Below are 13,748 nucleotides of genomic sequence, written 5' to 3'. Positions count from 1 at the left end.
ATTCTGGGTGGCTTGGTTGGAAGGAATCGTTCGGCGTTCCGATCCCTGAGATATGAACGCTAGGCCGAGCTTTCGGAATATGTCAAGAATTCGTCCCCGACTCCATCGCATGGTGATGCCCGCCGCACGATGGTGGTAGCCGCCCGAGCACACCACGACAACGAGCCTCCGCTGCCAGCCCGAAGCCCACCTAGTCAGAGGCCATAGCGTCCTGGAACCCAGCTGAGCTGCGCAGACGCCGCACGACACCCGACGGGTTGACGAAGGGGGTGTGACGTGGGACGCTTTCCACAACTTGGTTGGACCATCATACTAATGCCGTCGGCGCGGCACTACCACGGAAAGACGCAGAATGAGCACGATGACGAAGAATTACGAAGCCCGGGCTCGGGAACTCGGTTTGGAGATTCCGGACTACGGCACCGGCGGGTACTACGGAGCCGATACCTACGGGAGCATGAAGCCGCACCACATCGTCGGCAACGTGCTGTATCTGAGCGGGCACACACCGGACACCACCGACGGAACCGTGCGTTACCCGGGCAGGCTGGGAGACAACCTCACCGTCGAGGAGGGATACCAGGCCGCGCGCCTGACCGCGCTGAATTGCTTGGGCGGCATCCGATTTGCGCTCGGCTCGCTCGACCGGGTCAAGGGAATCATCCGCTCGCTGTGCTTCGTGACCTCCGCCCCCGACTTCACCGAGGTGCACAAGGTGTCGTCCGGGTCGACGGATCTGTTCGTCGAGGTCTTCGGGCCCGAGGCCGGCCTGGGCGGCCGAGCGACCATCGGCGTCATGAGCCTGGCCGGCGGCAGCAGCTTCGAGAACTGGGTGACCGTCGAGATCGACGACTGACCCCGCGTCGCGGAGCGCCCCCTTATTGGTAGCTTGGTCGGACCATCACACTAGCGGGAGGGTGACGTGACGTCCTGGGAGAACCTCGCGATGCCGAGCGGCTCACTGTCGGAGCGGTTGAGCGAACGGCTGATCCGCATGATCACCGACGGTGAGCTCGAACCCGGCGCGAAGCTGCCGAACGAGCGGGAACTCGCCGAGAGCGTGGGGATCTCCCGGACGTCGGTGCGCGAAGCCCTACGAGATCTCGAGCTGCGGGGCCTGATCAGCCGCAAGCCCGGCCGCGGAACCATCGTCGAAGCGCAAACCAGACCGGACCTGCACGCCGGAATGCTCGGCGTGATGGACTCCTCGCACCGGGCGCTCCGCGAGGTGATGGACCTTCGGGCCGTGATCGAACCGCCTATCGCCGAACGAGCCGCCGGACGCGCCCTCGAAGGCGAACTGGTCACCCTGCTCCGCCCCGTCGAACTCGCCGAACGCGAACTGCGACAACCCGATCCGTCCGTCGACCTGCTGATCCGCCTGGACGTGGAATTCCATGTCGTCATCGCCCAACTCACCCACAACCCCATGCTGTCGCGACTGATGGACATCACCAACGAATGGATGGCGCCGTCGCGGCAGTCGGCACTACAGACCACCACCCGCATCGAACGATCCGTGGCCGCCCACCGGCGCATCTACGAGGCCATCCGCGCCCACAACGCCACCGGCGCGGGCGCGGCGATGACCGGACACATTCAGGAGATCGTCGACAACATCGGCGTCGGCCGATGGACCTCCGACATCCCATAGCAGAAAGAACAGAACTCGATGAGTGACCATCTCGCCGCCGGTGCGGTCGCGACCCCCCACACCGACGCCACCGCTGCGGCGCACCAGGCTTTCGCCGACGGCGGCAACGCCATCGACGCGGCCCTCGCCGCCGCCGCCATGCTCACCGTCGTCTACCCCAACCAGTGCAGCATCGGCGGCGATGCCATCGCCATGGTCGGCACCCCCGACGGCCACGTCGAGGTCGTCAACGGCTCCGGCCGGTCGGCGATGTCGCTGGATCCGGCCGACTACGTCGGCCCGGACGGATTCGTTCCCGTATCCGGCGCCAAGAGCGTCACCGTCCCGGGACTGCTCAGCACCTGGGAGGCCCTCGCCGACCGGTGGGGGCGCCGCAGTCTCGGCGACGCCATCCGTCCCGCCGCCGCCGCGGCGGCCGCAGGAGTGGCCGTTGCCCCGGGGGTGCACCGCGACCTGGTCCGCGAACGAGCACTCCTCGCGCAGGACGACGGCGCCCGTCACGTCTTCTTCCCCGGTGGCACACTGCTCGGTGACGGCCAAACAATGCACTTGCCACGTCTGGCCGAGTCCCTGACCGCGCTCGCCGAACGCGGCACCGCGGAGTTCTACCACGGTGCTATCGGCGCCAGCGTCATCGACACCCTTCGCAGACTCGGGAGCGACCTGACGACCGACGACCTGAGGCAGCACCTCCCCACCGTCGAGAACCCATGCTCCACGACCTTCGACGGCGCCGAGTACCTGAGCTCCGGGGGAAACAGCCAAGGCACCTTCTTCCTCCAAGGTCTGTCCGCACTCGACATCGTCGCCCGCCGGCTGGGTCGCATCCCCGACCCCATCGGAGAAGACGCCTCGATCGTGGCCAGAATCCTCACCCGGACCGCCGCCGACCGCGACCGTCTCCTCGGAGACCCCGACAACGCGGCCGTCCCGGTCACCGAACTGCTCAGCGACGACGCCACCGAGGCGCTCGCCGAATTCGGACTCGGTGAACGCGCACCCGCCGCGGCCGCGCAGTCCCGGACCTACGGCCGGCGGTCCGGCGACACCGTCGCCATCGTCACCGCCGACACCGAAGGCAACTGGGTCTCGCTCATCCAGAGCGCATTCCACGCGTTCGGCTCCTGCGTCCTGGACCCGACCACAGGAATCCTGCTCCACAATCGAGGAGCATCGTTCAGCCTCGAGCCTGCCTCCGCGAACCAACTCGGCCCGGGCCGCCGACCACCACACACCCTCATGCCGGTACTCGTGCGACAAGACGGCAACCTCGTCGGGGCACACGGCACGATGGGCGGCCGCGCCCAGCCGCAAGTCCACACCCACCTCGCGTTGAACCTGGCGCTCGGTATGACACCGGCAGAGGCCACCGCCCGTCCTCGCTGGATCGTCGGGCAAATGGAGGCCGGCGCAGCCGCACCCGACGAACCGTCGACGATCTCGATGGAACGCGGCGTCCCCGCTCCCGCAGTATTCGACCTCAACGATGCCGGCTTCCACCTGAAAATGCTTCAGACACTCGATGATTCGGTAGGACACCTGCAGGTAGTCCGACGCGCGCCCGCAGACGACTCATTCCAAATCGGGTCCGATCCCCGCTCCGACGGCCTGACCCAGCAAGGGGAACTGAGTTGATGCAGCGCCGGAACTTGGCACTCTGGACGATGACAGCGGTCTCCTTCGGCACCGGCGCCCTGGACGCAGCGACCTACCTCGGGATGGACGGCGTCTTCGGTGCCAACATGACCGGCAACGTCATCCTCATCGCACTGTCGATCGCGGGCGAGGGTGTGCATTCGTTCCTGGGCCCGTTGATGGCACTCGGTGGGTTCATCACCGGTTCGTGGCTGCTGGGGCTGATCGCACGACGACATCCCAAAGGCAGCATCCCCGATCCGGTGGTGGCCCCGGTCTTCGGGGTCTGCGCGGTCGGGATGCTGACCATCACCGCCCTGCTGGTGTGGTTGCCGATGACTGGCACGCTTCTCCACACCGCGACCTTTACCATCGGATTCCTGATGGGGTTCCAGGCCCTCGCCGCCCGGAGGGTGGGTGTCCCCGACATCTCCACCGTGGTGATCACGTCCACCCTGTCTCTACTATTCAGTGAGGCAGGACGATTCCACGGGGGCGCATCCCGAATCGCCACAGGTCGACGGGCGGCCGCCGTCCTCTCGATGTTCCTCGGCGCGGTCAGCGGCGCGCTACTTCTGAAGATCGGCCTGACGGTCGCACTACTACTCCCCACCATCGTCCTGACAGTCGTGGCCCTCATCTACACAACGAATGCCGTGGTCCTCAGGCGGCTGCGCCGCAACACCCAGCCGAAGGAGTTCGTCGACGCCTAAGAAGGACGAGGTGGCAAACTTGCCGCCCTTTCTCGTTCAACCCAGAGGAGGCCGGTCGAGGACGCAGGCGCCGCGGTCCGCGCCCCGCACGAAGCAACGTCGCTGGCCCCGACAGACCCGCAGACTGTAGCGGCCGACTCAGCCCTATCATGCCCACCCGTCACGGACACCAACCGCAGGTCACGTCCGAACTCGACCGCGACGGCCGCTCCGCATCGATGACCGGTGACCGATCGGCTTACGGCGTGCAGTCTTCAGCACGGCCCCCTTACGCCGCTGCGGCAGCACCACGTCCTGACGTCCCTGGGCGCGGGACAGCTCGCTGGAACATCGCGGCGACTGATCCAAGGACCGCTAAGGGAACAGCAGCGAAGAGAAGTAATCCCCAGTAAGAGGTAGACGCCCAATTCATCAGCCCTGCGATCGACAAACCAAAGAGTGCCGCGACGGCAACCCAGGAAACCCACTTTCGCATCGCTAATGCCGCCACCACAGGCGGTGTCGCGAGCAACAGTCCCAGACCGACCAGCGGCCATACCCCCAGGACGTGGACGATACGGTCATCGCACCGAAAGAAGGATTGGCTCTCGCCGATCTTCGAGCACGACAACGACACCTCAGCCATCGACAACGAGGGAACCACCCACGCGGTGAACGCCAACGCGGCCACAGCTGAAGCCCACCACACTGCTCTCGACACTTCCGCAGCCTAACCCGTCGCATGTCCACCGACCGGGATCGCAACGGCAGGGGATCTGCTCACGTTCGCGACGACTCACTGACGCCCCGAACGATGGAGTCCCACTCCATCGCGGGATGGGATACAGCACCGCTCAGGGCCGCGACCTCGTTCCAGCGGAGGGGCCGTTCACCCGAGCCGTCAGGCGCGTACGCGGTCCACGCGGGGTGGAAGATCCGGCAATACGACTCGAACCCAGTCGGGACTATCGAGCCCACAGTATGGGCACGGAAGGGAGCCAGACGTTGGTCGATCCACCTCGACTCCGCCTCGGCGGTGTCCGCCAGCTCGGATGCCTCCCACTGGGAATCCGTCTCTGGTCCTATCGCGTCGGCCACACGCACAACGGTAGTCAAGGTCACCATCTACCGTGCCGGTCACCGATCGTCATCCGGTACTGCGATAGGCAGGGTAGGCGAAACGGCGGGGGTGGCAGGGAAGGACCGTGCCAAGGACGGTGACGGATTCCCAACGGGATCCCATGCAGTCCACAGGGGGGCCGCCGATCAGCCGCCCCTCGCAATCCGCACGACACCGGTCAGCCGTTCCATCGCACTGGTCCGCGCAGCCTCACGGTGGCGTCCTCTGAGACCCCCAACGAGCTCAAACTGCGACAGCGACATGCCTCGAGTGAGGCTGGGTCGGTGCGCGTGCGTTTCACTGGGGAGGGCCGTTTGTCGTCACTACTGCGCCGGGGTGCGCCGCGGCCGGTGTGCAGCGAAAACCGCCACCGTTCCGACGACGGTGATCTCGACGGTCTCGAATGCCGCCGACAGCGCGGTACGCAGCCCGTCCTCGTCGTCGGTGGTGTTGTCGAAGGCCTTGATCGGTCCGTTGTAGAGGGCACACAAGGCACGGCCGAACAGGTTGTGCCGTACTCCGGTCCCGAGGATGGTGGAGCCGAAGAACACCCCGTCGTCGGCGACGACCTGGGCGATGTGCCCGAACGCTTTCCCCTTCTGCGCCCAGGTTCCGGGGACGCAGTGGATCACGAAGTTCGCTGCCACGGAATCGAATACACCCACAGTGGGGTCGATGGGAGCGAGGATGCTTCCGGTGTGGACCTCCGGGGTGATGTTCCGGTCGGCGAGCCTTCCAGCGGTCATCGCCATGGTGTTGGTATTGAGGTCCATCAGCGTGATCTCGGGCGCCGCGGCCGGATAGGTGGCCTGGTGGAGGTACCAGCCGGTGCCAGGACCGATATCGAGGTGCCGGCCGCCCAGGTGGGTGTCGTAGTGGGTGAGGAGCCCTTCTCGGGGACAGCGTCAGGCGTAGGTGTTGCTCCACTTCAGGACGAAGGTGTCATACGCCGCCAAGACGGCGCGGCTGTATTTCTCGGCTCCGTCCTTCTCCGCCTGAGTGACCTCACCAGCTGCCATATGTTCCGTTCCTCTGATGGTTGATATGCGAAGCCGAACCCCCCCGCAGCGGGGACGATCGTAACGGTCACAGCGCTCACGGCCTGGCCCCAGAGGAGGGTCATGCCGTTTCGCCAGTTCATGACACCTCTAGGTGTTCGCGGAAATGCAGTGTGATCACTCGGCGCGGCGCCGGCGTGGTTTGGGGATGTCGGTGCGCGCTCCTTGCCCGGGCCTGTTGTTCGCCCACTCGACGATCTCCGAGCGCTTCCACAGCGGGGTGCGGCCGATCTTCTCCACCGGCGCCGGAGCCTGCCCACGGGAGACGTACCCACGAAACGTCGAGGCGGACAGCTCGGAACCGGTCTCCTCCTTGATCAACGCGAGGACCTGATCTGTGGTCAATCGATGTGGGTTAGCCATGGAGAGTCCTTCCTGTTCATCGCCCGTTGGCGATGCGGGTGGTAGTTCGGTTGCGCTCCCGCGGTGCACCCTGCAGGCACGCCTGCGACACCGCACCACGCAGTGGGTCTTCCCGGGAAAGCCCCTACAACGGAGTGATGTAATGCCCATGAGCATGGCTGTCGTGTGTGGCAAGCGGCATTCGTGGAGACAATACAGCGATGCATTGCAATGTTCGAAACCCTTGGAGTTGGCCCTGCCGGGCCTCACTGCGGCCGGCGACATGGGCGGTGCGTTCAGAAGCCATTGTCGACCCGGAAAAAATACCCATCCAGCTGGGAAGACGACGCGTCCCCCACTCATCGGGTGCATCGCCCGAACTGAAATGAACCTCAGGCACGAGCGCGACGGCCCATGGAGAAATTCAAGCCACCCGAGAAGAGCCCTGAACATCGGCGGCAGGGCCAACAGACGGCACGCTCCGGGCCTGACCACCAAGTCGATAAGCCGGTTGTCGGAGGGATCACCTAGTCTGCCGACTGCAGACGCCAGACCCGGGGCTGGCCTGAGGCGGAATGCCAGGACGAAAGGAGGAGAGTCATGCTCGATGCCTACGACCGTGACTGGCGTGAGGAGCGCAAGGCACGTGAGAAAAATGCACAGAACCCCCAGAGTGAAGTGAACGACCCCCGTTCGCCCCAGGAGCGTGGCCGACCGCGAATGGTATCTACGCGCTTGGCAAGAGGCGTGGTTCAACGCTGGATCCTTCGGTGTCCCGTGGACTGTCTCCAAGCCGGCGGCTTCCCAGCGGCGATGTCTCCACTGCAGCAACGGATACCGTTGCCTTCCATAAGCGGCAGACCGACTGCCGGTGAAGAGCAACACCGACCGCACAACGCTATCCGGCCTACGCACAACGTGCATGTGTCCCCCACACCTCCGGGCGCCCAGGTCGAGTTGGACATCGATCAGGACCCAAATACTGAGTGCGAGTTCGCATTCAAAGACAGAGACTCAGATAGAGCTTCCAACGGCCGACCAGCGAAAAGGCGGCGCCACCCTCCCCTCCGTGACGCACTCATCGGTCGTTCTCTCCGTCCGATCGCCAACCTGACCCACCCTCCGCGTGGGATCGATGTCACCGCCGGGACAGCCGACTACTTCAGTTGGGAATGCTTCGAGTGCGGCCACACATGGCCCGCCCAAGCAAACAAGGTTGCAGTGGACGGTAACGGCTGCCCGAACTGTGCCGGCCGCATACAGCCGTCCCTCGCCGACGTCATCGAGCGAACAACACTCAAGCTTCTACGCAATCATTCCCATCCGGAACGGGACGTCGATCAGCTCACCAGCAGGTCAAGCGACACCTGCCGGTGGCGCTGCAACAGGTGCGGTCACGAATGGCGCACAAGGGTCGCCCGCGCCGTAGACGAAGGATGCTCCAAGTGCCGATTCCTCGCCAGATCAGCTCCCACAGTCTCGGCGGCGGCGGTGGCCTCGGATCTCCTGAGCGAATTCCGGGAGAATCTCACGACCGGGCGAGACCTTTTCAGCGTTGGCCCGAGTGTGCACGACCGGTGCCGGTGGGTCTGCAGCCAATGCGGTCACGAATGGACAGCCATCGTGGCCAACCGTGTCAAGGGCGCTGGCTGCAAACCATGCGGCACACGTCGCAGCGTGAACAAAAGAGCGAGCATGCTAGCCCTCGTGCGCCCCGATCTGGTGGCCCAGTTTGTCAGGAATGTGAGCCGCCCCGAACGATCGGCTCAGACGACGCCCGCATATTGCGACGACCGGATCGAATGGCAATGCGAGTTCGGGCACCGCACCTGGGAAACCGTTGTCGATCAACGCTCAACACAAAACACCGGATGTCCCGAATGCTCACAGCGTCAGCGCCGCAGCAGATTTGAACTCGAAGTCGGACACCTGATCTCGGCAGCGACCGGACTGCAGGTTCTTTACGACCATCCACTGCGGCATACACATCGGGGACGCCGTTACACCGAGCGGATCGACCTCTACCTACCCGAACTCGACTTGATGATCGATCTCGACCCTGAGTATTGGCATTCTCGCACTCGCTCGCTGAAGTCGGATAGAGCGAAGACAGCTCGTATGGGCGACTACCACTACGTGCGCGTCCGGCCTACATCGTTGCCTGATGCAGGCGGAGCCTGTGTGCCGGTAACTCACGCGACCGAAGACCCGGAATCGTGGTGGATAGCGCTGAGCTCGCAGCTGCGGAGCCTCGGAGTGACACCGAAAGCGCTTGATTCTCAGGCTGTACGACAAGCACGAGCCGCTGCCGGACATGCGTGGATCGCGGTAATGGGAGCTCCACCGTCTCCGTCGCTCGCCTCGAAGTCGCCCACTCTCTCCGCTGAATTCGTAGCGAACCTCGACCGACCGACGATCGGACCAGAGTTGCTCGCCCCGACCAGCACCGACTACTGCCTGTGGCGGTGCCGGTGGTGCGGAACCGACAAGTGGAGAGCTACAGTGGCGAGTCGTTCCGGCGGGTCGGAGGTGTGTCCGTTGTGTTCATCACAGGCACGCGGACGGAAGCGAGCCCGGCCACCCGAAGGATGCTCACTGGCGGACACATACCCTGACGTTGCTCGTCGGTTCGTAAAGAATCTGAGCAACCCTGGAGTCGGACCGACCGAATTTTTTCCACGCAGTGGCGATCGATGTGTCTGGTCCTGCGCGACATGCGAGGGCCTCGTGGAGAAGCGCGTTGCTGACGCCGTCGTTCGATTCTCCTGCGTCCAGTGCGGCTGGAAGCGGACAGGAGAGTCCCGCACCGCGACCACGCTCAACAAGGGCCGCAACCTCGCCACCACGCATCCTCACCTGGCGGCCCAAGTCGACGTCGCTCGCACCGGACGGCAACCGGCCGAGATACCCACGGCGGGACGCGACAAGATCTGGTGGATCTGCTCCGTCGACAATAAGCACCGCTGGCAGGCTCCTCCCTACAGCCGAACGAATCGTCGCCAACCCACAGGCTGCCCAGCCTGTGCAGGTAAGAGAAGCGGAGCGTGAGACGTGTTGCGCCCCGACTCTGACAGAGGTCTCATCACACGGAAGGATGATGGGAGCGCCGAGGAAGTACCCAGAGGTGTCACGATGGATCGTGTTGGCCGGTTCGCTCTACCGTTGTTTCGCCTCCGTGGCTTATGTCAGTTTTGCGGCTGGCCGACACCATAAGGACCGGCCGACCTGGCTTGAGTGGCCCGGTCCCGCCCGGCGACGAGGCTCAGGTCGACTACGGCAAGCTCGGGATGTGGCGGGATCCGGCCACCGACCGGCGGGTGGCGGTGTGGGCGTTCGCGATGATCCTGACCTGTTCGAGGATGCTGTTCGTGCAACCGGTGCTGCGGATGGACCAGTCCTCGTGGGGCGCCTCGCACGTCGCGGCGTTCGAGTTCTTCGGTGGTGTCCCCGCTCGAATGGTGTGCGACAACCTCAAAACCGGGGTGGACCGGCCGGACCTGTACGACCCGAAGATCAACCGCGCCTATGCAGAGCTCGCCGCGTTCTACGGGCTATTGATCGATCCGGCTCGCGCCGGCAAACCCAAGGACAAACCGCGGATCGAGCGTCCGATGCCCTATATCCGCGACTCGTTCTTCAAGGGCCGGGAGTTCACCTCGCTGGCGCAGATGCAGGACGCGGCCCTGGCCTGGTGCACCGACGTCTACGGCCGGCACCAGCACCGCGGCCTCGACGGAGCACAACCGATGGCGGTGTTCGAGTCCGTCGAAAAGCACCGTCTCACAACGCTTCCACTGCGACCATTCGAGCCGGTCCTCTATCAGGTCGGGAAGGTCGCCCCGGACTGTCATGTCAAGGCCGGTAAGGCCCTGTATTCGGTGCCCTGGCGGCTGATCGGCCAGCAGGTGCTGGTGCGCACCAGCGGAGACGTGGTGCAGATCTTCCACACCGAGCAGGTGGTCGCCACCCACGTGCTGCACCTGTCGGGGCGGTCGACGAACCCCGAGCACTACCCGCCGCACAAGATCGCCTACACGCTGCAGACGGTGTCCTGGTGCCGGGCGCAGGCCGAGCAGATCGGCCCGGCCGCGGTCGCCGTGGTCAGCGAGTTGTCGCAGGTCAACGCGCTGCACCGGCTGCGGGCGATCCAGGGCATCGTCCGGCTGCGGGATCGCTACGAGGATCGGCGGCTGAATGCGGCGTGCGCCCGTGCCCTCGAGGTCGGTGACCCCAGCTACCGCACCGTCAAGGGCATCCTCGCCGCCGGCACCGAACATGACGGACGGCCCGCCCCGGCCGCCGCGCCGGCGCCGGCGTTCCTGCGCGGACCCGCAGCCTTCGACGCCGAACGCACCGCCTGACCGCGACTCCACCCGACTGTCCTGCAATCACGTTGAACCAGTGAGGTTTCTGTGATGACCATTCATGATCCCAGCCTGCGTGCTGCACTCAAGACATTGAAGTTGACCGGGATGCTCGACACGCTCGATGCCCGGCTCGCCCAAACTCGGGACGGGCAGCTCGGACACCTCGAATTCCTCCAAGTGCTGTGTGAGGACGAGATCGCCCGCCGGGAAACGGCGGCGCTGGCCCGCCGGCTGCGGCGGGCGAGGTTCGAGCAACAGGCCACCTTCGAGGACTTCGATTTCACTGCGAACCCGAAACTCCCGGCGGCGATGCTGCGCGACCTGGCCGCCCTGCGCTGGCTCGACGCCGGCGAGTCGGTCATTCTCTACGTCCCCGTTGGAGTAGGCAAAACCCATGTGGCACAAGCACTCGGGCATCATGTCGCCCGCCGCGGTGGGGACGTGCGGTTCGTCAAGTGCTCCCGCATGCTCGCCGACCTCGCCGGTGGCCATGCCGACCGCACCATCGGTCAGCGGATGCGCGAATACACCCGGCCGCTGGTGTTGATCATCGATGACTTCGCGATGCGCGAGCACACCACCACCCAGTCAGACGACCTCTACGATCTGGTCTCGGACCGGGCGATCGCCGGCAAACCGCTGATTCTGACGAGCAACCGCGCCCCAAAGGACTGGTACCCGCTATTCCCGAACCCGGTCGTCGCCGAATCGCTCCTCGACCGGCTCATCAACACCAGCCACCAAACCCTGATGGACGGACCGTCCTACCGACCCCGCAAACGACCCGGACACCGCACCACCGGCGCAACCTGATCCGCACCCCCACCCGCTCGGGTTACCCTCGACTCAGCACGCCCGAGCATGGGGAATTACGTGACGGACACCCCTGGGGAATTACGTGACGGTCGACAAAAATTCTCTGCACTCATCCGGCTGCCATAGAAAAACCTTCCAAACCGAAGGCCGTGATTCGATCGTCAATGGCGCCGGATTGCCACCGATCTACATATCTCGATGTCCTCACAGTTACATACGCGGATGGCGATGCCTGCGGCACCGGTCGGGGTTGGCGAGAAGTCGGCGTGCGGCGACCCGCACCAGCGCCCCGAAGCGGCGCGGGCCGATGCCGGGATCCGGTTTCCATCGCGATGGTGCCCGCGCTGTAGACGGTGGTGTCCCGGGGAGCCGACGCCAGGGCAGGCTGGCCACCCTCGGAGAGCGCCTGCGCCGCTTCAGCCAGCCCCACGCCGACCCCTCCGTGTCAGGAGTCCTCGACAACTGGGAGTCGATGACGCCGACCTCACCATTTCACCTCTGGCAGCGACCGGAGGCACGGTGATACGCCACTCGTTATGCCCTTCACACTGAACCGGTATCCGGTGTGGTACAGGCCCGGTGAATGCGGGTGCCCACCGAGTAGCCACTCGAGAGGAGAAACGCCATGCCGCGGGCATCGATCAAGGACGAGAAGGTGTACCAGGAAGTACGGAAAGATGGCGCGTCGAAAGAGAAGGCGGCGCGGATCGCGAACTCCGCCGCCAACCGTGGCCGATCCGGCACCGGCCGTAAAGGCGGCAAGTCGTCGTCCTACGAGGACTGGACCGTGGACGAGCTGAAGAAGAAGGCGAAAGAGGTCGGTTTGTCGGGGTATTCGTCGAAACGGAAGAGTGAATTGATCGACGCGCTACGCAACCATTGATGCCCTCCACCCGTACGGACGCACCCGATCAAATTTGGTCCGGGGTCTACCGCAGCGCACGGTCACGACGCGTCGAATAATGGCACCTGGAGCGGCCTTCCGGTCGATCTGTCAGTCGGCGTAGCCGATTCGTCCGCGCTGCGGAGTCCAGACCGCCGACTTCGCACCGTCACTCGTTGCCACTGGCAACAGGGTTGGTGCGGAGCGTCCGCTGTTCGTCGGTTTGCCGGACTTGGATCCGTCCGTCACGCACTCAGGTGTCGTACACCTGTTGCGGCCGGGTCGCTGGCCCTCTCCAACCCGACCGTCCGCGACACCTAATCGGCTGCCGTGCCACGGGCATTCGAGGCACCCATCCTGAAGGGAACCCTCGCCCAACGGAGCACCCCGATGGGTGCATCGGTTGCTCAGCGCGACGACGCCGGGCGGTTCACCAAGAGCACCGATACGGTGCCGACCAGCACGGAAACCATAACCCTGCCGACGAGGGCACTTTCCGGGGCCGCGTCGGTCCAGTCCGACGGGAGGGTGGAGAACGCGGTGGTGTCGACCCCGACCGGCCGCGGAGGTAGTCGACAGGCAGTGCCCCGCGGGACCGGGCCCCGGTCGCGGGGGCACCGTCGCGGACGTTGGTGACGGCCGCGAACCGCAGGGCGTCGGAGATGCCCATCCACGTCCCGCCTGCCAGCAGATCGCGGCCCGCGACGACGCGTCGTCCCAACGGTGCAGCGGTTCGATGGGGCGGGCGTAGAACTCGTCGCGGTTGGCCGCGACGACGAGGGGAAGATCGGGGCGGGTATGCCAGGCGAACAGGACCAGGCACATACGGACGTCTCCTCGTCACCCTCGGCTACACAGTTGCAGGCCCGAGCGTAGCCGTGCACCCCCCGTGCCGGCCGAGGACATACCGCTGGCAGGGGGCGGCGGAACGGACCTTCGCGCCGGCTTCGACCGGGTAGCCCGCGGCGCCGGTCGACCCGACGTGATCGTCGCCCTGACCGACGGACAGACACCGTGGCCGGCGATGCCGCCGGGGTGTCGGACCGTGGTCGAGCCGTTCCGGCGGCCGAGCTCGTGGAACGAGTGCCGTCCTCACCAGGTCTCCGACCGGCCGCCCGAGCGGGCGAAGGTCGTCGAGATCGCTGCGTAGCGGTGAAGGTGCAGCGTCCGCGACGTGGAGA

Annotated in this window: 10 protein-coding genes and 3 pseudogenes; 9 read left to right on the top strand and 4 right to left on the bottom strand. The window is 65.3% G+C overall.

Annotated elements, in window-relative coordinates:
• Positions 1 to 361 precede the first annotated feature (361 nt).
• From OYT95_RS41505 to OYT95_RS41490, 4 genes are all read left to right on the top strand, one after another.
• Positions 362 to 856, top strand: a complete 495-nt coding sequence (locus tag OYT95_RS41505; RefSeq protein ID WP_268792419.1) for a RidA family protein — start codon at positions 362 to 364, stop codon at positions 854 to 856.
• Between the two features lie 66 nt (positions 857 to 922).
• On the top strand, positions 923 to 1,654 hold the full coding sequence (locus OYT95_RS41500) for a FadR/GntR family transcriptional regulator (RefSeq protein WP_052032959.1): 732 nt from the start codon (positions 923 to 925) through the stop codon (positions 1,652 to 1,654).
• Between the two features lie 18 nt (positions 1,655 to 1,672).
• Positions 1,673 to 3,289: a gamma-glutamyltransferase family protein gene (locus OYT95_RS41495; protein WP_268792418.1), complete on the top strand. Its 1,617-nt coding sequence runs from the start codon at positions 1,673 to 1,675 to the stop codon at positions 3,287 to 3,289.
• A gap of 29 nt (positions 3,290 to 3,318) precedes the next feature.
• Complete coding sequence (locus tag OYT95_RS41490) at positions 3,319 to 4,002, top strand: YoaK family protein (protein WP_268792417.1); 684 nt, start codon at positions 3,319 to 3,321, stop codon at positions 4,000 to 4,002.
• Positions 4,003 to 5,424: 1,422 nt separating this feature from the next.
• On the opposite strand, the pseudogene OYT95_RS41485 reads toward OYT95_RS41490, so the two are convergent.
• Positions 5,425 to 6,120, bottom strand: a pseudogene (locus OYT95_RS41485) (class I SAM-dependent methyltransferase).
• Positions 6,121 to 6,276: 156 nt separating this feature from the next.
• Positions 6,277 to 6,522, bottom strand: a complete 246-nt coding sequence (locus OYT95_RS41480) for a helix-turn-helix transcriptional regulator (RefSeq protein WP_061043485.1) — start codon at positions 6,520 to 6,522, stop codon at positions 6,277 to 6,279.
• Positions 6,523 to 7,101: 579 nt separating this feature from the next.
• Here OYT95_RS41480 and OYT95_RS44920 point away from each other — a divergent pair.
• The 4 genes and pseudogenes from OYT95_RS44920 to OYT95_RS41465 all read left to right on the top strand — a co-directional run bounded on the left by OYT95_RS44920 (position 7,102) and on the right by OYT95_RS41465 (position 12,567).
• Complete coding sequence (locus tag OYT95_RS44920) at positions 7,102 to 9,549, top strand: zinc-ribbon domain-containing protein (RefSeq protein ID WP_442972583.1); 2,448 nt, start codon at positions 7,102 to 7,104, stop codon at positions 9,547 to 9,549.
• A gap of 188 nt (positions 9,550 to 9,737) precedes the next feature.
• Positions 9,738 to 10,862: pseudogene (gene istA / locus OYT95_RS41475) on the top strand (IS21 family transposase); the annotation flags it as partial.
• Positions 10,863 to 10,916: 54 nt separating this feature from the next.
• Positions 10,917 to 11,681, top strand: a complete 765-nt coding sequence (gene istB, locus OYT95_RS41470) for an IS21-like element helper ATPase IstB (RefSeq protein ID WP_268792416.1) — start codon at positions 10,917 to 10,919, stop codon at positions 11,679 to 11,681.
• A gap of 628 nt (positions 11,682 to 12,309) precedes the next feature.
• Positions 12,310 to 12,567, top strand: a complete 258-nt coding sequence (locus tag OYT95_RS41465) for a DUF7218 family protein (protein WP_268792415.1) — start codon at positions 12,310 to 12,312, stop codon at positions 12,565 to 12,567.
• Between the two features lie 111 nt (positions 12,568 to 12,678).
• Here OYT95_RS41465 and OYT95_RS44915 read toward each other — a convergent pair whose 3' ends face one another.
• Together OYT95_RS44915 and OYT95_RS41460 are read right to left on the bottom strand one after the other, a co-directional pair.
• Positions 12,679 to 13,185, bottom strand: coding sequence for a Rieske 2Fe-2S domain-containing protein (locus OYT95_RS44915; protein ID WP_442972582.1), 507 nt, complete (start codon positions 13,183 to 13,185; stop codon positions 12,679 to 12,681).
• Positions 13,124 to 13,392: pseudogene (locus tag OYT95_RS41460) on the bottom strand (NRDE family protein); the annotation flags it as partial. The pseudogene OYT95_RS41460 and the gene OYT95_RS44915, both read right to left, overlap by 62 nt.
• Before the next feature lie 64 nt (positions 13,393 to 13,456).
• On the opposite strand from OYT95_RS41460, the gene OYT95_RS41455 reads away from it, so the two are divergent.
• Positions 13,457 to 13,717: a VWA-like domain-containing protein gene (locus OYT95_RS41455; RefSeq protein WP_442972581.1), complete on the top strand. Its 261-nt coding sequence runs from the start codon at positions 13,457 to 13,459 to the stop codon at positions 13,715 to 13,717.
• Positions 13,718 to 13,748: the final 31 nt, after the last annotated feature.

This window comes from Rhodococcus sp. JS3073 (assembly GCF_026810085.1).
GTDB classification, from domain to species: Bacteria; Actinomycetota; Actinomycetes; order Mycobacteriales; family Mycobacteriaceae; genus Rhodococcus_F; species Rhodococcus_F wratislaviensis.
This window is presented reverse-complemented; position numbering and strand designations above follow the sequence as displayed.

Coding starts and splice junctions, on each gene's coding strand:
- OYT95_RS41505 (WP_268792419.1), top strand. CDS start 362: ATGACGAAGAATTACGAAGCCCGGGCTCGGGAACTCGGTTTGGAGATT.
- OYT95_RS41495 (WP_268792418.1), top strand. CDS start 1,673: ATGAGTGACCATCTCGCCGCCGGTGCGGTCGCGACCCCCCACACCGAC.
- OYT95_RS41490 (WP_268792417.1), top strand. CDS start 3,319: ATGACAGCGGTCTCCTTCGGCACCGGCGCCCTGGACGCAGCGACCTAC.
- OYT95_RS41480 (WP_061043485.1), bottom strand. CDS start 6,522: ATGGCTAACCCACATCGATTGACCACAGATCAGGTCCTCGCGTTGATC.
- OYT95_RS44920 (WP_442972583.1), top strand. CDS start 7,102: ATGCTCGATGCCTACGACCGTGACTGGCGTGAGGAGCGCAAGGCACGT.
- istB (WP_268792416.1), top strand. CDS start 10,917: ATGACCATTCATGATCCCAGCCTGCGTGCTGCACTCAAGACATTGAAG.
- OYT95_RS41465 (WP_268792415.1), top strand. CDS start 12,310: ATGCCGCGGGCATCGATCAAGGACGAGAAGGTGTACCAGGAAGTACGG.